The sequence below is a fragment of the Oceanitalea stevensii genome, from assembly GCF_014837105.1.
Classification (GTDB): Bacteria; Actinomycetota; Actinomycetes; order Actinomycetales; family Actinomycetaceae; genus Oceanitalea; species Oceanitalea stevensii.
The window spans coordinates 282747-300332 of the sequence record NZ_JACSPO010000002.1 but is presented as its reverse complement, the minus strand read 5'-3'; the positions used below and the strand labels follow the sequence as shown (position 1 = coordinate 300332).

At 73.9% G+C, this 17586-nt stretch carries 19 protein-coding genes; 8 read left to right on the top strand and 11 right to left on the bottom strand.

What is annotated here, in order from left to right:
• Nucleotides 1–389: 389 nt before the first annotated feature.
• The gene (locus H9624_RS07580; RefSeq protein ID WP_251839272.1) at nucleotides 390–1211 is read left to right on the top strand and encodes an HNH endonuclease signature motif containing protein; all 822 of its coding nucleotides are present in this window, start codon (nucleotides 390–392) and stop codon (nucleotides 1209–1211) included.
• 20 nt (nucleotides 1212–1231) lie between these two features.
• Here the strand turns inward: H9624_RS07580 and H9624_RS07575 are convergent, their stop codons facing one another.
• Together H9624_RS07575 and H9624_RS07570 are read right to left on the bottom strand one after the other, a co-directional pair.
• Entirely contained in the window at nucleotides 1232–3097 is a 1866-nt protein-coding gene (locus H9624_RS07575; protein WP_251839271.1) for a glycoside hydrolase family 15 protein, read from the bottom strand.
• Between the two features lie 41 nt (nucleotides 3098–3138).
• A complete protein-coding gene (locus H9624_RS07570) occupies nucleotides 3139–4227 on the bottom strand; it encodes a pyridoxal-phosphate-dependent aminotransferase family protein (RefSeq protein WP_251839270.1) in 1089 nt (362 codons plus the stop codon).
• A 57-nt stretch (nucleotides 4228–4284) separates the two neighbouring features.
• Between H9624_RS07570 and H9624_RS07565 the strand changes: the two genes are divergently transcribed.
• Nucleotides 4285–4809 (top strand): 2'-5' RNA ligase family protein, encoded by a 525-nt coding sequence (locus H9624_RS07565; RefSeq protein ID WP_251839269.1) that lies wholly within the window; start codon nucleotides 4285–4287, stop codon nucleotides 4807–4809.
• A gap of 25 nt (nucleotides 4810–4834) precedes the next feature.
• Nucleotides 4835–5011, top strand: coding sequence for a hypothetical protein (locus H9624_RS07560; RefSeq protein WP_251839268.1), 177 nt, complete (start codon nucleotides 4835–4837; stop codon nucleotides 5009–5011).
• A 5-nt stretch (nucleotides 5012–5016) separates the two neighbouring features.
• On the opposite strand, the gene H9624_RS07555 is transcribed toward H9624_RS07560, so the two are convergent.
• From H9624_RS07555 to H9624_RS07545, 3 genes are read right to left on the bottom strand one after another with little or no spacing between them, the layout of a single operon-like run.
• Nucleotides 5017–6030 carry an NAD(P)/FAD-dependent oxidoreductase gene (locus H9624_RS07555; protein ID WP_251839267.1) on the bottom strand — a complete coding sequence of 338 codons (1014 nt, stop codon included), beginning with the start codon at nucleotides 6028–6030 and terminating at the stop codon, nucleotides 5017–5019.
• Nucleotide 6031: 1 nt separating this feature from the next.
• Entirely contained in the window at nucleotides 6032–6568 is a 537-nt protein-coding gene (locus H9624_RS07550) for an isoprenylcysteine carboxyl methyltransferase family protein (protein WP_251839266.1), read from the bottom strand.
• Nucleotides 6565–7620: a type III polyketide synthase gene (locus H9624_RS07545; RefSeq protein WP_251839265.1), complete on the bottom strand. Its 1056-nt coding sequence runs from the start codon at nucleotides 7618–7620 to the stop codon at nucleotides 6565–6567. Before H9624_RS07545 ends, H9624_RS07550 begins: the two co-directional genes overlap by 4 nt.
• A gap of 29 nt (nucleotides 7621–7649) precedes the next feature.
• Between H9624_RS07545 and H9624_RS07540 the strand changes: the two genes are divergently transcribed.
• A complete protein-coding gene (locus H9624_RS07540; RefSeq protein WP_251839264.1) occupies nucleotides 7650–8453 on the top strand; it encodes a UbiA family prenyltransferase in 804 nt (267 codons plus the stop codon).
• A 1-nt stretch (nucleotide 8454) separates the two neighbouring features.
• On the opposite strand, the gene H9624_RS07535 is transcribed toward H9624_RS07540, so the two are convergent.
• The gene (locus H9624_RS07535; RefSeq protein ID WP_251839263.1) at nucleotides 8455–8973 is read right to left on the bottom strand and encodes a DinB family protein; all 519 of its coding nucleotides are present in this window, start codon (nucleotides 8971–8973) and stop codon (nucleotides 8455–8457) included.
• Nucleotides 8974–9043: 70 nt separating this feature from the next.
• Between H9624_RS07535 and H9624_RS07530 the strand changes: the two genes are divergently transcribed.
• Nucleotides 9044–9544 (top strand): flavodoxin family protein, encoded by a 501-nt coding sequence (locus H9624_RS07530; RefSeq protein ID WP_251839262.1) that lies wholly within the window; start codon nucleotides 9044–9046, stop codon nucleotides 9542–9544.
• Here the strand turns inward: H9624_RS07530 and H9624_RS07525 are convergent.
• Entirely contained in the window at nucleotides 9541–10551 is a 1011-nt protein-coding gene (locus tag H9624_RS07525) for an aldo/keto reductase family protein (RefSeq protein ID WP_251839261.1), read from the bottom strand. The genes H9624_RS07530 and H9624_RS07525 overlap by 4 nt on opposite strands.
• A gap of 125 nt (nucleotides 10552–10676) precedes the next feature.
• On the opposite strand from H9624_RS07525, the gene H9624_RS07520 reads away from it, so the two are divergent.
• From H9624_RS07520 to H9624_RS07510, 3 genes are read left to right on the top strand one after another with little or no spacing between them, the layout of a single operon-like run.
• Entirely contained in the window at nucleotides 10677–11672 is a 996-nt protein-coding gene (locus H9624_RS07520) for an ABC transporter substrate-binding protein (RefSeq protein WP_251839260.1), read from the top strand.
• A 5-nt stretch (nucleotides 11673–11677) separates the two neighbouring features.
• Entirely contained in the window at nucleotides 11678–12604 is a 927-nt protein-coding gene (locus H9624_RS07515) for an ABC transporter permease (RefSeq protein ID WP_307784942.1), read from the top strand.
• A gap of 2 nt (nucleotides 12605–12606) precedes the next feature.
• Nucleotides 12607–13395 (top strand): ABC transporter ATP-binding protein, encoded by a 789-nt coding sequence (locus H9624_RS07510; RefSeq protein ID WP_251839259.1) that lies wholly within the window; start codon nucleotides 12607–12609, stop codon nucleotides 13393–13395.
• Between the two features lie 3 nt (nucleotides 13396–13398).
• Here H9624_RS07510 and H9624_RS07505 read toward each other — a convergent pair whose 3' ends face one another.
• From H9624_RS07505 to H9624_RS07490, 4 genes are all read right to left on the bottom strand, one after another.
• Nucleotides 13399–13785 carry a pyridoxamine 5'-phosphate oxidase family protein gene (locus H9624_RS07505; RefSeq protein ID WP_251839258.1) on the bottom strand — a complete coding sequence of 129 codons (387 nt, stop codon included), beginning with the start codon at nucleotides 13783–13785 and terminating at the stop codon, nucleotides 13399–13401.
• A 70-nt stretch (nucleotides 13786–13855) separates the two neighbouring features.
• Nucleotides 13856–14290, bottom strand: coding sequence for an aminoacyl-tRNA deacylase (locus tag H9624_RS07500; protein WP_251839292.1), 435 nt, complete (start codon nucleotides 14288–14290; stop codon nucleotides 13856–13858).
• A gap of 38 nt (nucleotides 14291–14328) precedes the next feature.
• The gene (locus H9624_RS07495; protein ID WP_251839257.1) at nucleotides 14329–16713 is read right to left on the bottom strand and encodes a glycoside hydrolase family 65 protein; all 2385 of its coding nucleotides are present in this window, start codon (nucleotides 16711–16713) and stop codon (nucleotides 14329–14331) included.
• On the bottom strand, nucleotides 16710–17444 hold the full coding sequence (locus tag H9624_RS07490) for a beta-phosphoglucomutase family hydrolase (RefSeq protein WP_251839256.1): 735 nt from the start codon (nucleotides 17442–17444) through the stop codon (nucleotides 16710–16712). Before H9624_RS07490 ends, H9624_RS07495 begins: the two co-directional genes overlap by 4 nt.
• Nucleotides 17445–17586: the final 142 nt, after the last annotated feature.

Below are 17586 nucleotides of genomic sequence, written 5' to 3'. Positions count from 1 at the left end.
ACCAGCTCCGCGCGGACATCCTCTCCCTCATGGGCCACACCGCGCTCGAGCTCGGCTACGTCGGACTGCCGCCAGGCGCCACCGTGGCCACTGAGCAGCCGGTGCCCGACGGACCGGCCGCACCCGAGCCGGCGCCCGACCGGCCAGCGGTACCTGAACGCGACCCCTCGCCGGCACCGAGCGGCCCCTCGGACGACACGATGGTGCCGAGCACCTCAGCGGTCGAGGAGACTTCCGCGGCCGAAGCACCGATGGCGCTCCCAGGCCCGTCCACACCAGCCGCCGAGGAGGGTGGCGCCGGCCGGCTCTCGTCGCCGGGCACCACCGGTCCGGATCCGGCTGCTCCCGACCCACCCGATCACCGGTCCGAGGGGACAGGTGCGCCCATAGTGGGTTCCTCCACCACCGCAGCGCCGCCCGAGCCGCCCGAGCCGCCCGAGCCGCCCGAGCCGCCCGAGCCGCCCGAGCCGCCCGAGCCGCCCGAGGATGCTCCGCCCCCCGGCAGTGCCGGCAGCGTGCCACGCCGTTGGCACATGCCCGTGGGCCACATCGGCGGGCAGCGCGCCCAGATCCGCGTCCTCGTGCCGCTCTCAGTCCTGCTCCCGCCCGACATCGCCAGACAGCTCGGCCTACCGGCGTCGAAGCCGGCCGAAGACACCCGCGCGAAGCCCGCCGGCAGCTCCGGTGCGGAGCTCACCCCGCTGCCCGACGAGGACGCCATGCTCGCCCTCCTCGACCGCGAGCCGGCCGAGGTAGCCACCCTCGAGGGCTACGGGCCCATCTCCCCCGCCGTCGCCCGGGCCGCGGCACTCGGCGGGACGTGGCGACGGATCGTCACCGACCCACTCACCGGCACCGTCCTGGACCACGGACGCACCCGCTACCGGCCACCCGCGGAGCTCGCCGAGCTCATCCGGCTGCGGGACGGCACCTGCGTCCGTGCCGGCTGCACCCACCCCGCCCGCGGCTGCCAGCTGGACCACATCGTCCCGTGGAACGCCGGAGGGACCACCTCCATGCTCGGCCTCGAGGACCTCTGCACCCACGACCACATCCTCAAGACCAGCGGTGCGTTCCGGCTCCGTCGCCTGGGCAGCGGCGCCTACGAGTGGGTGACCCCCAGCGGCCACATCTACCGCCGTCATCCCGGCGGCCGGGTGACCCGCGAGCGCCGCCGCAGGCAGGGCCTACCGGACACGCCGACCTTCTAGGACCGCCGCGGTCAGCCGCGTCAGCCGGAGTCGCGGGCCGCCTGGATCGCGTCGGCGGCGCGGATGAGCCCGAGGTGGCTGAAGGCCTGGGGGAAGTTCCCCGCCAGACGCCCACTCTCCGGGTCGTACTCCTCGGCGAGGAGCCCCAGGTCGCTGGAGTAGCCGACGAGGTGGTCCATCATCCGCTCGGCGTCCTCCACCCGGCCGCTGAGCGCATACTGCTCCACCAACCAGAACGCGCACAGGAGGAAGGGGTACTCCTCCCCCTCCAGGCCGTCCATCCCCACCTCGGTGCGGTAGCGGTGCACCAGCCCGTGCTCGGCGTCGAGGAGGTCCTCCTCGATGCGGGCGACCGTCCCGAGCATGCGCGGGTCGTCGTAGGCGATGTACCCCGTGTGCGGCAGCTGGAGGAGCGAGGCGTCCACCTCGGTGCCGTCGTACGTCTGGGTGTAGGAGCCCAGCTCCGGGTCGAAGCCGTGCTCCTCGATCTCCTCCGCCAGCCGGGCGCGCAGCTCGCGCCACCGCTCGACCGGGCCGTCGTGGCCGTGCTCCTCGACCGCGCGGACACCGCGGTCGAAGGCTGCCCACATCATCACCCGGCCGTGGGTGAAGTAGTGCGCGTCCCCGCGCATCTCCCAGATGCCGTGGTCCTTGCGCTCGATGTTGTTCTCGCAGTAGCGCAGCAGGCTCTTCTGCAGCCCCCACGTGTAGGTGTCCTCGGCGACGCCTGCCTCGCGGAGCTCGTGGAGGGCGATCATCACCTCGCCGACGACGTCGGCCTGGTACTGGTCGGCCGCACCGTTCCCGATCCGCACCGGGCGGGAGTTTTCGTAGCCGGCGAGGTGGTCGAGCTCGAGCTCGGTGAGCTCCCGCTCGCCCCCGAGGCCGTACATGATCTTGATGTCGTCCGCGTCGCCGGCAACGGCGCGCAGCAGCCAGTCCCGCCACAGCGAGGCGCCCTTCGTGAGGCCGTGCGCGATCGCCACCTCGATGGTGAAGGCCGCGTCACGCAGCCAGGTGTAGCGGTAGTCCCAGTTCCGGACCCCTCCGAAGTCCTCCGGCAGGGACGCCGTGGGCGCCGCGACGATCCCGCCCGTGTCGGTGTGGGTGAGGGCGCGCAGCACGAGCAGGGACCGGATGACCATCTGCGTGTGGTCGGTGCGCACCTCGAGCTGGGAGGCCCAGTCGCTCCAGAACTCGATGGCCTCGGCGAGCGCCCGGTCCGCGTCGGGTGGCTCCGGCAGGTCCTCGTAGGAGGGGAACCAGGTGAGGTCCCAGTCGAGGCTCTCGCCCTCAAGCAGGGAGAAGGTCCCCTCGAGCCGGGGCGCACGGGTGCCCTCCTCCTCCCCGTCGCCGTGGGCGCCGGGCTGCACGGAGCCGGCGTCGTCCTGCTCGTCCGCGTCGTCGGGCCAGTGGAGGAGAGGCCCGGTGATGAGGATGCCGTCCGGTCCGGCCAGCGAGAGGAGGGCCGGTGTCCCGCCCTCGAGCTCGACCCGCCGGGTCCACGGCGTCGAGCGCGCGTAGTCGAAGCGCAGGCGCAGGTCGTGCTCGACCTCCACCTCCCCCTCGAGGCACTCCACCCTCCGCACGAGGTCACCCTGGGTGGTGCTCGGCGGCAGGAAGTCGGTGACGCGCGCCCTGCCCGTCGGCGTCTGCCACGTCGTCTCGAGGACGAAGGTCTGCGGCAGATAACGCCGCTCGACCACCTCCCCGTCGACGGCGCGCAGCAGCCAGCGGCCGTCGTCCTCGTCACCGAGCAGCGCGCAGAAGACGGCCGGGGAGTCGAACCGCGGCAGGCACAGCCAGTCGATGCTCCCGTCGCGTGACACGAGCGGGCCGGTGCGGAGGTCGGACAGGAGGGCGTACTGCTCGAGGGGGGTGCTCATCCCGTCCCATTCGATCCGACATCAGCACCGCCCGCATCCGCTCAGCGGCGCAGCACGTCCTTGAGGGCGGCGAGGACCAGGGCGACGGCGGCGTCGTCGGCGTTGGGCCCCATCAGTCCGATACGCCACACGGTGTCCGCGTACCGGCCCGCGCCGGCGCCGATCTCGATCCCGTACCGCTCGAGCAGCTCCCCGCGCACAGCGGCGGCGTCCACGCCGTCGGGGACGATGACGGTGGTGAGCTCGGGCAGCCGGTGCCCCTCCGCGGCGAAGAGCTTCAGCCCCATCTCCTGCAGCCCTTCCTGCAGGCGTCGGCCGGCGCGCTCGTGCCGCGTCCACACTGCCTCGAGGCCCTCGTCGAGGATCCGCCGCAGCCCGCCGTGGAGGCTGGCGACCATCGCCGTCGGCGCGGTGTGGTGGTAGGTGCGAGCCCCGCCAGTGGTGCCACCGACGTACCCGCCGAGGAGCCCGAGGTCGAGGTACCAGGAGCGCGGCGTCTCGACCCGCCGCGCGAAGGCGCGGTCACTGATCGTGAAGGGCGCGAGGCCCGGCGGCACGCCGAGGCACTTCTGGGTGCCGGCGTAGCCGATGTCGACGCCCCACTCGTCGGCGCGCAGCTCGATGCCGCCGATGGAGGTGACGGCGTCGACGAGGAGCAGCGCCTCGCCCTTGAGCCGCCCGAGAGCGGCGACGTCGGAGCGCACCCCCGTGGACGTCTCGGCGTGGACCATCGCGACGATCTTCGGGGCGGGGTGCGCGGCGGCGACGCGCTCGACGTCCACCGGCTGCCCCCACTCGTGCTCCACGCGCACCACCTCGGCGCCGCAGCGCCGGGCCACCTCGCACATCCGCTCACCGAACAGCCCGTTGACGGCGACGACGACGACGTCACCCTCGCTCACCGTGTTGACGAAGGCGGCCTCCATGCCGGCCGAGCCGGTGGCCGACAGCGGCAGCGTGCGCGCGTTCTCGGTCTGCCAGACGTCGCGCAGCATCGCGCAGGTCTCGTCCATGACGCGGATGAACTCCGGGTCGAGGTGCCCGAGCAGCGGCGCGGCGAGTCCCGCCGTCGCCTCGGGGTAGGGGTTGGTGGGGCCGGGACCGAGGAGGTGACGGGTGACGAGAGGCATGGCTCCTGTCTATCCCCGCCGTCACGGCCGCACAAGCACTCGTAGTCTGGACCGACCATGGCACTCGCCGTCTGCCTGCTCCTCGACCCGGCGGACGAACGTGCGCTCGTGCAGCTGTGGCGGCGGGTCGAGGCCGCCGGCGTGCCGAGCATGGCCACCCACACCCACGGCGCGCACCTGCCTCACCTGTCCTACGCGGTGCTCCGGTCCTTCGACGTCGCGGCCGTCCACGACGCCGTCGCGACGCTTCCCGACGGCGGTCCGCTCACCCTCCACCTCAGCGCCGTCGCCACCGCGCCGCGCGGCCGCGTCTGGCTCGTGCCCGCGGCGTCCGCAGAGCTCGTCCGCCGGCAGCGGGCGGTGGTGGAGGCCGTGACCGCGACGGGCGCCGAGCTGCACCGTCACTACGTGCCCGGCCGCTGGCTGCCGCACCTGAGCCTGGTGCCTCGCGCCCGGCTCGTCGACCTGGCGGTGGTCGCGGACGTCGCCTACGCGGTCCTGCCGCTCGAGGTGCAGGCCGCCCGGGCCGCCCTCATCGACAGCGCGACCGGGGAGCGGTGGCCGCTCGGCACGCTCCCCTGAGGGCCGCGCGGCTAGTGTCGGTGACGTGGACAGCGACGACGAGCGCAGCTATCTCAAGGCGATGCTCGTCGTCACGGTCGCCCTGGGAATCGTCACCGCCGTCGTCGCGGTCCTCGTCGCGGTCTTTCCCGGGGACGGCAGGGACGACGAGCCCTCCGCACCCGTGCGACCGAGCGGCACCGAGCGCGTCGAGCAGCGGTAGCCCGCTCAGCCGCCGACGGCGTTGACGGCTGCGGCGAAGACGCGCGGCAGCCGCTGGGCTGCCGGGACGAGCAGCGGCCGGGCGGGGGACGCTCCGACCGTGAGGAGCGTCTGGGTGAGCAGGCGGTGGCGGCGCACGATGCGGCGCCACTCCCGCTCGTAGCCGGCCGGGTCCCCGGCGACGACGGACCGCACCGCCGCCTCCGCCTGGGCGAGCGCCAGGCTGATCCCCTCCCCGGTCAGCGCGTCGACGTAGCCGGAGGCGTCCCCGACGAGGAGCACCCGCCCCTCCACGCGCCGCCGCGAGGCCTGCCGCAGCGGGCCGGCGCCGCGCACGGTGGACGCAGGCTGAGCGCCGGCGAGCCGCTCGAGGAGCTCGGGAAACTCGGCGAGCTGCTCCTCGTAGGGCGCGCGCCGGGAGGTGAGGATCGCGACGCCCACCTCGTCGTCGGCCACCGGCGTCACGTAGGCCTCGCTGCGGGCGGCCCAGTGCACCTCGACGTGGTCGGTCCACGGTGCCAGGCGCACGTGGCGCCGCAGCCCGTAGCGGGCCGGGCCGGGCGTCCGCCCCTCGAGGCCCAGGGCGCGGCGCAGCGGTGAGTGCAGCCCGTCGGCGACGACGACGTAGCCCGCCGCCTCGCCGTCGACGACGACGCCGCCCGGCTGGTTCCGTACCTCGCGGACCCGGCCCTGCTCGATCCGCACGCCGGCGTCGAGCACCGCCTCCCGCAGCGCGCGGTGCAGCTCGGTGCGGCGCACCCCGCGGCCGGCCGGCCCGCGGAAGCGGGTCTCGGCGCTGCGGCCGGGTGCGCAGTAGCGGATCCCGACGATCTCCCGGCCCTCGGGCCGGATGCCGAGCGCCGCGAGGTGGGCGACCCCGGCCGGCATGACCCCCTCCCCGCACGCCTTGTCGACGACGCCGGCCCGCGGCTCCCGCACGACGACGCTCAGCCCCGCCGCCGCAGCGTGCAGTGCCGTGGCCAGCCCGGCCGGGCCGCCACCGGCGACGACGAGGTCCACCTCAGCGACCCGCCGGCACCGCGGTGGCCAGGGCCCGGTTCTCGGTGCGGATCCGCACCGTGAGGAGCGCGGCGTTGGCCACGGTGAAGACGAGGGCGGTGATCCAGGCGTCGTGGACGAGCGGCAGCGCGAAGCCCTCGACGACGACGGCGACGTAGTTCGGGTGGCGCAGCCACCGGTGGCGGTAGGGCCCGCGGGCCACGAGCGGCAGGTCCGGCACGACGATGACGCGGGTGTTCCAGCGCGGCCCGAGCGTCGTGATGCACCACCAGCGCAGCGCCTGTGACCCGAGGGCGAGCGCGAGCATGACCCACCCGACCGCCGGCACGAAGGGCCGATCGGCGACCCACACCTCGACGAGGCAGCCGACGAGCAGGCCGGTGTGGAGGACGACCATGACCGGGTAGTGCCCGGCGCCGCTCTCCGTCCCGCCGCGGGCAAAGGCCCAGCGGGCGTTGCGCTTGGCGACGACGAGCTCGGCGAGCCGCTCGAGCGCGACCGCGCCGATGAGCACGGTGAACAGGACCTGCGACGTCATGTGGCCTCCAGGAGCACCATCTCGAGACTGAACCCCGGGCCCATCGCCATCATGAGCCCGTGGCTGCCGGGTGCGGGGTGCGCGTCGAGCGCCGCCCGGAGGATGTGGAGCACCGACGCCGAGGAGAGGTTGCCGACCGTCCGGAGCGACTCCGTCGTCAGTGCCAGCGCCTCCAGCGGCAGGCCGAGGGTCTCGGCGAGCGCGTCGATGACCTTGGGACCGCCCGGGTGGCACACCCACCAGCCGACGTCGGCGACGGTGAGCCCGTGCTCCGCGAGGAAGGCGACGACGTCGGCCCCCACGTTGTCGCGGACGAGCTCGGGGACCTCGGCGCCCAGGACGATCCGCAGCCCCGTGGAGCGCACGTCCCAGCCCATGACGTCCTGCGTCCCGGGGTAGAGCCGGCTGGCGGCGGCCACGACCCGCGGCAGCCCCGCCGTCGCGACGCCGCTGGAGGTGGCGACGACCGCGCCGGCGCCGTCGCCGAACAGGCCGCTCGCCACGAGGTTCGCCCCCGAGGCGTCCCCCCGCTGGACGGTGAGCGAGCACAGCTCGACGCTGACGAGCGCACCGACCGAGCCCGGCCGGCCGGCCAGCAGGTCGTGCAGGCGCGCGGTCCCCGCGGCGCCGGCCATGCAGCCGAGCCCGACGATCGGCAGCCGCACGACGTCCCGCCGCAGCCCGACCTTCTCGGCGATGCGCGCCTCCAGGGACGGCACGGCCAGGCCGGTGATGGTCGTGGAGACGACGAGGTCGAGCTCCTCCGGGGCCAGCCCCGCGGAGTCGAGGGCCCGGGTGAGCGCCTCCGCACCGAGGTCGACGGCCGCGGCGATGAAGGCGTCGTTGGTCTGCCCGAAGTCGAGGAGCTCGGCGTACTGCTCGAGCGGCAGGGCCACGTGGCGGGCGTCGACGCCGCAGCCCGCGTGGATCCGCCTGATGAGCCGCTCCCCGCGCTCGTCCAGGCCGATGATGTCGACGAGCGCGTCGGTCAGCTCGCCCTGCGAGTAGCGGTACTCGGGCAGCACCGGCTCGACGGCGAGCAGCTCAGTCACAAGCCGAGAGTACGGGCTAGCCTCCACGGGTGCCCGTCATCGCCGCGCTCGCCCGCGCCAGCCACCCGGCGCCGACCGTCGTCGTCACCGCGCTGGCCGTGCTGCTGGCCGTCGGCGCGGGCCACGGGCCGGGCGGCACGCTGCTCGTGGGCCTGGCGGTGCTCACCGGCCAGCTGTCGATCGGCTGGTCCAACGACCTCCTCGACGCCGCCCGTGACCGGGCCGTCGGGCGGGCCGACAAGCCGCTGGCGACGGGGGCGCTGAGCACGCGGGTGGTCGCGGTCGCGCTCGGCCTCACCCTGGCGGCCACCGTCGCCCTCTCCCTCGCGCTCGGGCCGGGCGCAGCGCTGGCGCACCTGCTCCTCGTCGGCGGCGGGTGGGCATACAACCTCGGCCTCAAGTCCACGGTGGTCTCCTGGCTGCCCTACGTCGTCGCCTTCGCGGCGCTGCCGGTGGTGCCGTGGCTGGCGCTGGACCCGCCGGTGCTGCCGCCGTGGTGGATGCCCGCCGTCGGTGGTCTCCTCGGCGCGGGCGCGCACGTCGTCAACGTCCTGCCCGACCTCGCCGACGACGCCGCCACCGGGGTCCGCGGCCTGCCTCACCGGCTCGGGGCACGCGCCTCGGGGGTGCTCGCCGTCGTCGTCCTCCTCACCGGCACGGCCGTCGCCGTGCTGGGGCCGGACGGCCCGGTGCCGGCGTGGGCGTGGGCGGTGCTCGCCGGCGCCGGGGTGCTCGCCGTCGTCTCCCTCGGGCGGCCCGGCCGCGCGCCGTTCTACGCCGCGATGGCCATCGCGCTGGCCAACGTCGTCGTCCTCCTCGTGCGGGCGGCCTAACTCAGCCGCCGACGTCGTGCAGGTGGTGCAGGACGTCGTGGAGGAAGTACTGGCTCAGCGTGCGCACCGTGAAGGGCGAGCCGTTGCTGCGCAGCCCGGCGCGCTCCCACCGCTCCTCACCGACGGAGTCGAAGTCCGCCCCGACGGCGCGCGCGTTCGCGGCCAGCTGCTCCGCGACGGCGGCCGGATCCTGCTCGCCGTACCGGCCCGCGACGGCCGCGGCGTCCTGGTCCCAGTTCGCGAAGGTCGGGTCCTCCTCGGTGAGGATGAGGCGGAGCCGCTCGCGGAACACCGCGCACACGTCCCGCACGTGCGCCGCGTACTCCAGCGGTGACCACGTGCGCTCGTCCGGGCGCCGCGCGACGTCGGGGCGGCGCAGCACCGCCTCCCAGCGCACGACGGCGTCCTCGAGCACCTGCGCCGTCGTCGCCGGGGTGTGGGCGGCTGCCTCGGTGCCGCACTCGGGGCACGGGCGCTCCAGCACCCACGTCCAGTCCTTGGTGTCCGGGTCGATCGCCATGCCCGGCATCGTCCCGCGCGCGGCGCGAGGCGTCCAGTAGCCTCACGGGACCACCGCGGGAGGAGACGACATGAAGGCGCTCGTCGTGTACGAGTCCCACTTCGGCAACACCGGCCGGGTGGCCCGGGCCGTGGCCGAGGGGCTGCGCAGCGGCGCCGACGTCGAGGTGCTCGACGTCGCGGACGCCCCGCCGCTCGGTGAGGTCGACGCCGACCTCCTCGTCATCGGCGCCCCCACCCACGTCCTCGGTCTCAGCCGGCCGGACTCCCGCCGCGAGGCGATGGAGCGCGCCGGGGACGAGGAGGAACCGCGTCCGGGCATCCGCGAGTGGCTCGAGGAGGCCGGCGAGCTCACCGTGCCCGTCGCCGTCTACGACACCCGCACCCACGAGTCGAAGCTGCCCGGCAGCGCCGCCCGCGCCGTCGTGCGGCGGCTGCGGCAGCGTAAGGTGCCGGTGGTGGCACCCCCGGAGCACTTCGCCGTCCACGGCAGCGAGGGGCCGCTGGCCGACGGGGAGGAGGAGCGCGCCACCGAGTGGGGGCGCGAGCTCCTCATCCTCCCCGGCGCCTAGGCGAAGCGCGTTTCCGGGACGTTCGTCAGGGACGGGTCGCGCACGACCGAGTCCCCGAGGATCTCGTCGATCCGGGTGAGCACCTCGGCCGGCAGCTCCACCCCGGAGGCCGCGACGTTCTCGGCGACCTGCTCGGGGCGCGAGGCGCCGATGATCGCGGCGGAGACGCCTGAGTTCTGCAGCACCCAGGCGACGGCGAGCTGCGCCATCGACAGGCCCAGCTCTTCCGCGACGGGACGCAGCTCCTGGACGCGGGTGAGGAGGACGTCGTCGTGCACGTCGCGGTCGATGAACCGGGCGCCGCCGGCGGCGTCGGTGGCCCGCGAGCCCTCCGGCACGGGCTGACCCGGGCGGTACTTGCCGGTGAGGATGCCCTGCGCGACCGGGGAGAAGACGATCTGCCCGATGCCGAGCTCGCGGGAGGCCGGCACGACCTCCTCCTCGATGACCCGCCACAGCATCGAGTACTTCGGCTGGTTCGAGACGAGCTGGAAGCCGAGCTCGCGGGCCAGGGCGTGGCCCTCGCGGAGCTTGTCCGCCGGCCACTCCGAGACGCCGATGTACAGGGCCTTGCCCTGGCGGACGATGTCGGCGAAGGCCTGCATCGTCTCCTCAAGCGGGGTCTCGACGTCGTAGCGGTGGGCCTGGTAGAGGTCGACGTAGTCGGTGCGCAGGCGGCGTAGGGACCCGTCGATGCCGTCGCGGATGTGCTTGCGGGACAGCCCGGTGTCGTTGGGGCCCTTCTTCCCGATGGGGAAGTAGACCTTGGTGAAGATCTCGAGCTCGTGGCGCGGGACGCCGGCGAGCGCGTCGGCCAGCACCTCCTCGGCGCGGGTGTTGGCGTAGGTGTCGGCAGTGTCGAAGCTCGAGATGCCGGCGTCCAGCGCGGCGTGGACGCAGCGCGTGGCGACGTCGTTCTCCACCTGCGACCCGTGCGTGAGCCAGTTGCCGTAGACGATCTCCGAGATCTTGAAACCGCTGTTGCCGAGGTACCTGTACGCGACCATGGCCACAACCTACCCGTGGGTGCCGACACCACACGTCACCCACCGCCTGAGACGGCGTTCTCATATACCGGTCACGTCCAGTACGCTTCGACGACGCGAAAACGTGCCCCTGGAAGGACCTCCCGATGACGCGCACCTCCCTCCGTCTGGCCGGCGCCCTGGCCGCCTCCGCCCTCCTCCTCGCCGCCTGCGGGAACGACGACGGCGGGTCCGAGGACGGCACCGGCTCGGGCGACGACGCCCGCACCTACTCCGTCGGCGTCACGCAGATCGCCGCGCACCCCTCGCTCGACGCCTCCCTCGTCGGCTTCAAGGCCGCCCTCGAGGACGCCGGGCTCGACGTCGAGTACGACGAGGAGAACGCCCAGGGCGACCAGTCCACCGCCATCTCGATCGCGAGCGGCTTCGCCTCCGCCGGGCACGACCTCGTCCTGGCGATCGCCACGCCCACCGCGCAGGCGGCCGCGCAGGCGATCACCGACGTCCCGATCCTCATCACCGCCGTCACCGAGCCGGAGGCCGCGGGCCTCGTCGACAGCTGGGAGGCGCCCGGTGCGAACCTCACCGGCACGAGCGACCTCAACCCGGTCGCCGAGCAGCTCGGGCTGCTCGCCGAGATCGCGCCGGACGCCCAGACCGTCGGCATCGTCTACAGCTCCGGCGAGGTGAACTCCGAGGTGCAGGTCGAGCTGGCCCAGGAGGCCGCCGCCGAGCTCGGCCTGGAGGTCGAGACGGCCGCGATCACCAACTCCGGTGAGGTGCAGCAGGCCGCCGACTCCCTCGACGTCGACGCCTTCTACGTGCCCACCGACAACACCGTCATCCAGTCCTTCGAGGCGCTGCTCCAGGTGGCCGAGTCGAAGTCGATCCCGCTCGTGTCCGCCGACGGCGACACCGTGGAGCGTGGCGCGATCGCCACCTACGGCATCGACTACGAGCAGCTCGGCTACCAGACCGGTGAGATGGCCGTCCGCATCCTGCAGGACGGCGCAGACCCGGCCGAGATGCCCATCGAGACGCTCACCGAGTGGCCGCTCGTCGTCAACCCCGCCGCCGCAGAGCGGATGGGCGTGACGCTGTCCGACGAGCTCGTCGGGCGCGCCGACACCGTCATCGAGTAGCACCCGTGTCCGCACTACCCGCAGCCGTCGAGCTCGGCCTCATCTACGCGGTGATGGCGCTGGGGGTCTACCTGACCTTCCGGATCCTCAACTTCCCCGACCTCACGGTGGACGGCAGCTTCACCACGGGCGCCGCGACCGCCGCCGTCCTCATCACGGGCGGCACCCACCCGGCCCTCGCCACGCTCGCCGCGGGCGCGGCGGGGCTGGGGGCGGGCGTCATCACGGGCCTGCTCCACGCGAAGGGCGGGATCAACCCGCTGCTCGCGGGCATCCTCACCCAGATCGGCCTGTACTCGATCAACCTGCGGATCATGGGCGGGGCCAACGTGCCGCTGCTGCGCGAGGACACGCTCATCACGCCGCTGCGCGAGAACGGCCTGCTCGGCGGGGCCGCGGCGATCGGGATCTTCGCGGCGATCGCACTCCTCGTGAAGCTCGCCCTCGACTGGTTCCTCCACACCGACACCGGCCTGGCCCTGCAGGCCACCGGTGACAACGAGGCGATGATCCGCAGCTTCGGCGTCAACACCGACCGCACGAAGATCCTCGGCCTGGCCGTGTCCAACGGGCTCGTCGGCCTCGCGGGTGCGGGCGTCGCCCAGTACCAGGGCTTCGCCGACATCTCGATGGGGATCGGCCTCATCATCGCCGGCCTCGCCTCTGTCATCCTCGGCCAGGCCGTCTTCGGCTCGCGGGTCATCGTCATCTCGACGCTCGCCGTCGTCCTCGGCTCGATCCTCTACCGGGTGGTGATCCAGCTCGCCCTCCAGGTGCCGTGGCTGGAGGCCAACGACATGAAGCTCGTCTCCGCCGTCCTCGTCGTCACCGCGCTGCTCCTGCCGCGGTGGGGCGTGTTCCGGCGGGTGGGCGCCCTGCGCTCGCTGCGCCGCACGGCAGCGACGACCACGACGCCGGCCGGAGGCCAGTGACGATGCTCGCGATCGACTCGGTCACCAAGACCTTCTTCCCCGGCACCCCGAACGAGCGGGTCGCGCTCGCCGGGATCTCCCTGCGCCTGGCGCCGGGCGAGTTCGCCACCGTCATCGGCTCCAACGGCGCGGGCAAGTCGACGCTCCTCAACACCGTCGCCGGCCGGATCAGCCCCGACTCGGGCACGATCACCGTCGACGGCGACGACGTCACGCGCCTGCCCGACCACCGCCGCGCCGCGCACGTGGGCCGCGTCTTCCAGGACCCGCTCGCCGGCACGGCCCCGGACATGACGATCGAGGAGAACCTCGCGATCGCCTACGCCCGCGGCAAGACGCGCGGCCTGCGGCTGGGGGTCACCCGCACGAAGCGGGACTTCTTCCGCACCGAGCTCACGTCCCTGGAGCTGGGCCTGGAGAACCGGCTCAAGATGAAGGTCGGCCTGCTGTCCGGCGGTCAGCGCCAGGCGCTGTCGCTGCTCATGGCGACCTTCAGCGAGCCGAAGATCCTCCTCCTCGACGAGCACACCGCGGCCCTGGACCCCCAGCGCGCGGACCTCATCACGCGCCTCACCGCCGAGGCCGTCGAGCGCCACCACCTCACCACGCTCATGGTCACCCACAACATGGACCAGGCCCTGCGGGTGGGCACGCGGCTCATCATGATGCACGAGGGCCGGGTGGTCGTCGACATCTCCGGCGAGCGCAAGGAGCGCGCGACGGTCCCGGACCTGCTCAGCGCCTTCGCCCAGGCCGGCGCCGGCCTCGACGACCGCACGCTCCTCCAGTAGCCCTCAGCGCTGCACCCGCCGGCCGGTGACCGTCGTCATCGGCACGGCGACGGGCACGGTGGACGGCAGGTCGGCCCAGACGTCCGCGTCCGGGGCCCCGGGGTTGACGAGCGGGTCGCCGACGAGGTGCGCCCGCCCGGTGACGGTCACCGACCAGCCGGTCCGGGCCTCCTCGTCGAAGTGGCCCGCTGCGAGGGTGATGAGCCGCCCTTCGGCGACGGCGGTGAGCGAGCGGCCGTAGACGCTGTGGACGACGATCTCGGTGCCGTGCACGGCGAAGTTCACCGGCACCATGTGGACGGCGCCGTCGGCACAGTGGGCGAGCCAGGCCACGGACACCTGCTCGAGCAGGCGGCGGCAGGCGCGCGGTCCCAGGACCTCGAGCGACATCTCGACTCCCGTCGGCGGGTTTCCAGCATCCCACCGACCGCTCCCCGGCGGGCCGGGTTGCGCGACGGTGTCAGGCGGGCTCGGTGACGTCGGCGACCTGGGCGCCCAGCGCCGTCACGAGGGCGGCGCCGTCGACCGTCACGGCGACGCCGTGGGCACCGGCCCCGATCGAGACGGTGCCCCGCACCCGCTCGTCGGCGATCACCGGCCAGGCGCGCAGCGCACCGAAGGGCGTGATGGTGCCGCGCTCGTAGCCGGTGACCTCCCGGGCCGTGGCGGCGTCGGGCATCGACACGCGGTTGACCCCGAGCAGCGTCCGGAGCCTGGGCCACGAGATCGTCCGGTCCCCGGGGACGAGCACGAAGAGGTAGTCCTCCTCCGCGCGCCGCACGACGATCGTCTTGACGATCGCCGCGGGCTCGACGCCGCGGGCCGCGGCGGCCTCCTCCAGGCTGCTCACCCGTCCGTGCCGCGTGACGGTGTGAGCCAGGCCGGCGGCCTCCATCGCGGCGACGGCCTCCGCCTCGCCCGGGCCAGCGGTGCTCACGACGCGCTCCGCGCGACCGAGAGCGGGTCGCGCCCGGCCGGCCGCGGGGTGCGGCCCACCGGCTGCGGCGGCGCGGGCAGCAGCGGCTCGCGCCGCTGGACCGGCCGCGTCACCGGCTGCCCGGCGCGCACGAGCACCTCCTCGTCGTAGACCTGCATCGACATCCCCTCCCCGTTCCCGCTCAGCAGCGTGCACGTCACCTCGTCGTGGGTCGCCTCCACCTGGACCGCCATGCCGTGCCAGAGCACGCGGAAGGCCAGTCGCGTCACCGAGGCCGGCAGCGCCGGCGCCACGCACAGCTGGTCCCCGCGCTCCCGCATCCCGCCGAAGCCGTCGACGAGGGCCGTCCACGCCCCGGCCGAGGAGGCGATGTGCAGGCCCTGGTCCGTGTTGCCCTGGAGGTCGCGCAGGTCGACGAGCGCCGCCTCGTGGAGGTAGGCGTGGGCGAGGTCGAGGTGGCCAACCTCCGCGCACATGACGGCCTGCGTGCAGGCCGACAGCGAGGAGTCCCGGACCGTGCGGCGCTCGTAGTAGTCGAGGTTCCACGCCTTGTCCTTGGCGGTGAACTCCTCACCGCACCAGTGCATGGCGAGGACAAGGTCGGCCTGCTTGACCACCTGCTTGCGGTAGAGCTGGAAGTAGGGCGCGTGGAGCATGAGCGGGTAGCGCGTCTCGCCGTCGTGGAAGTCCCACTCCCCGTACCGGGTGAAGCCCTCGCACTGCGGGTGGACGCCGAGCTCGGCGTCGTAGGGGATGTGGACGGCGGCGGCCGCGGCCCGCCACGCCTCCCGCTCGTCGTCGTCCACCCCGAGGGCGACGGCGATGTCCGGGTTGCGCTCGCACGTCGCGTCCGCCGAGCGCAGGTTCCGCGCGGCCATGAGGTTGGTGAAGACGTTGTCGTCGATGACGGCGGTGTACTCGTCGGGGCCGGTGACGCCCTGGACGTGCCACGCGCCGGAGCGGTCGTGGTGGCCCAGCGACATCCACAGGCGGGCCGTCTCGACGAGCACCTCGGCGCCGCACTCACGGTCCAGGCTGTCGTCGCCCGTGGTGAGGCGGTAGTACTCGAAGGCACGCGCGACGACGGCGTTGAGGTGGAAGGCGGCGGTGCCGGCCGGCCAGTACGCCGAGGTCTCCTCCCCCTGGATGGTGCGCCACGGGAAGGCCGCCCCGGCCAGCCCGAGGGTGGCGGCGCGCGCGCGGGCGAGGTCGAGCGTCGAGGCGCGCCAGCGCAGCGCGTCCGCGGCGGCGCCCGGTGCCGTCATGACGAGGACGGGCAGGACGAAGCCCTCGACGTCCCAGAAGGTGTGGCCGTTGTAGCCCGTCCCGGTGAGGGCCTTGGCCCCGATCGCCCGGCCCTCGGCCCGCGCCCCGGCCTGCAGCACCTGGAAGAGGCAGAAGCGCACCGCCTGCTGGAGGATCGGGTCCCCGTCGACCTCGACGTCGGCCGAGCCCCAGAAGTCGTCGAGGTAGGCCCGCTGGTCGCGGACGAGGGAGTCCCACCCGGCGTACCGCGCGCTGGTGAGCGCGGCGGCCACCTGGTCACGCAGCGCGTGCTCGCTGCGGGTGCCCGACCAGCCGTAGGCGACGTTCTTCACCACCCGCAGCCGTTCCCCGGGCTGGAGGACGGTGACGACGGTCGTGCGGGCCCAGTCCTCCCGCGCCTCGTGCTCCACCTCGTACTGGTGCGGGCACTCGATGTCGTGGTCCATCCCGGCGGCGACGAGCAGCCCGCTCGTGCGGGTGCGGTGGAGGAGGATCGCGCCGTCCTGCTCGACGTCCTGGGAGACGGCTGCGAGCGGGTCCTGGAGCGCGGCGGCCACGCGGGGGTCGCCGTCGTCGACCTCCGGGGGTGTCTCGTTGGCGACGAGCTGGGACTGGACGATGACGCGTGCCGGCCCGTCGACGGGCTCCACCTCGTACTCGATGGCGGCGACGGCGCGGTGGGTGAGGGAGACGAGCCGCGTCGAGCGCACGACGACCCGCCGCCCGGCCGGGGAGACCCACTCCGTCTCCCGGCGCAGGGTCCCGGCGCGCAGGTCGAGGACGCGCTCGTGGGAGACGACCTCGCCGTAGCGCATGTCGAAGGGCTCGTCGTCGACGAGCAGACGGATGAGCTTGCCGTTGGTGACGTTGACGATCGTCTGCCCGGACTCGGGGTAGCCGTAGCCGCCCTCGGCGTAGGGCAGCGGGTGGTGCTCGAAGAAGCCGGACAGGTAGGTGCCCTGCTGGTCCACCGGCTCCCCCTCGTCGAGGTTGCCCCGCATCCCGAGGTGGCCGTTGGACAGCGCGAAGAGCGACTCCATCTGCCCGAGCGTCTCGAGGTCCAGGCCGCGCTCGCGCAGGCACCAGGGCTCGACCGGGAGGGTCGGACCCGTCACAGGAGCTCCTCGAGGTCCGCGACGACGACGTCCGCGCCCTGCTCCCGCAGCGCGTCGGCCTGCCCGAGGCGGTCGACGCCGATGACGTAGCCGAAGCCGCCGGCCCTGCCCGCCGCGACGCCCGCGAGCGCGTCCTCGATGACCGCGGCCTCGGGCGGGGTCAGCCCCAGGCGGCGGGTGGCCTCGAGGAAGGTGTCCGGCGCCGGCTTGCCGGGCAGGTCGAGGGCGTGGGCGACCGAGCCGTCGACGAGGACGTCGATGCGGTCCTCGAGGCCCGTGACGTCCAGGACGAGCGCCGCGTTCGCGCTGGAGGAGACGACGGCACACGGCAGTCCCGCCGCGCGCGCGGCGTCGAGGTAGCGCAGCGAGCCGGGGAACACCTCGACGCCCTCGGTCGTGATCAGCTTGAGGACACGCTCGTTCTTGCGGTTGCCGATGCCGTGGAGGGTCTCCCGCTCGGGGCTGTCCGCGGGGGTGCCGTAGGGCAGGGTGATGTCGCGGCTGCCGAGGAAGTCACGCACGCCGTCGACCCGCCGCTTCCCGTCGACGTGGGCGGCGTACTCGGCCACCGGGTCGAAGGGGACGAAGGGCTCGCCCGTGCGGGCGGCGTGGTCCCGGAGGAACTCGTCGAAGGTCTCCGTCCACGCCCTGGCGTGGAGGTCGGCGGTCCGGGTGAGGACGCCGTCGAGGTCGAACAGGAGGGCACGCACGCTGTCGGGTAGGCCGAGCACCACTTCTCCCTTCGCTTGGAGGTCCGCCCCAGCCTTACAGGCTTCGCCCGGACGCGCGCCCCGTCCGAGGAGCCGCATATGGGCGATCTCGGCGTCCTCACGAGCGCGCCGGCCGCAGAAAGCCCGCATATGCGGGGTGTCG

Coding starts and splice junctions, on each gene's coding strand:
- H9624_RS07575 (WP_251839271.1), bottom strand. CDS start 3,097: ATGAGCACCCCCCTCGAGCAGTACGCCCTCCTGTCCGACCTCCGCACC.
- H9624_RS07570 (WP_251839270.1), bottom strand. CDS start 4,227: ATGCCTCTCGTCACCCGTCACCTCCTCGGTCCCGGCCCCACCAACCCC.
- H9624_RS07565 (WP_251839269.1), top strand. CDS start 4,285: ATGGCACTCGCCGTCTGCCTGCTCCTCGACCCGGCGGACGAACGTGCG.
- H9624_RS07550 (WP_251839266.1), bottom strand. CDS start 6,568: ATGACGTCGCAGGTCCTGTTCACCGTGCTCATCGGCGCGGTCGCGCTC.
- H9624_RS07535 (WP_251839263.1), bottom strand. CDS start 8,973: ATGGCGATCGACCCGGACACCAAGGACTGGACGTGGGTGCTGGAGCGC.
- H9624_RS07530 (WP_251839262.1), top strand. CDS start 9,044: ATGAAGGCGCTCGTCGTGTACGAGTCCCACTTCGGCAACACCGGCCGG.
- H9624_RS07525 (WP_251839261.1), bottom strand. CDS start 10,551: ATGGTCGCGTACAGGTACCTCGGCAACAGCGGTTTCAAGATCTCGGAG.
- H9624_RS07520 (WP_251839260.1), top strand. CDS start 10,677: ATGACGCGCACCTCCCTCCGTCTGGCCGGCGCCCTGGCCGCCTCCGCC.
- H9624_RS07510 (WP_251839259.1), top strand. CDS start 12,607: ATGCTCGCGATCGACTCGGTCACCAAGACCTTCTTCCCCGGCACCCCG.
- H9624_RS07505 (WP_251839258.1), bottom strand. CDS start 13,785: ATGTCGCTCGAGGTCCTGGGACCGCGCGCCTGCCGCCGCCTGCTCGAG.
- H9624_RS07500 (WP_251839292.1), bottom strand. CDS start 14,290: ATGGAGGCCGCCGGCCTGGCTCACACCGTCACGCGGCACGGACGGGTG.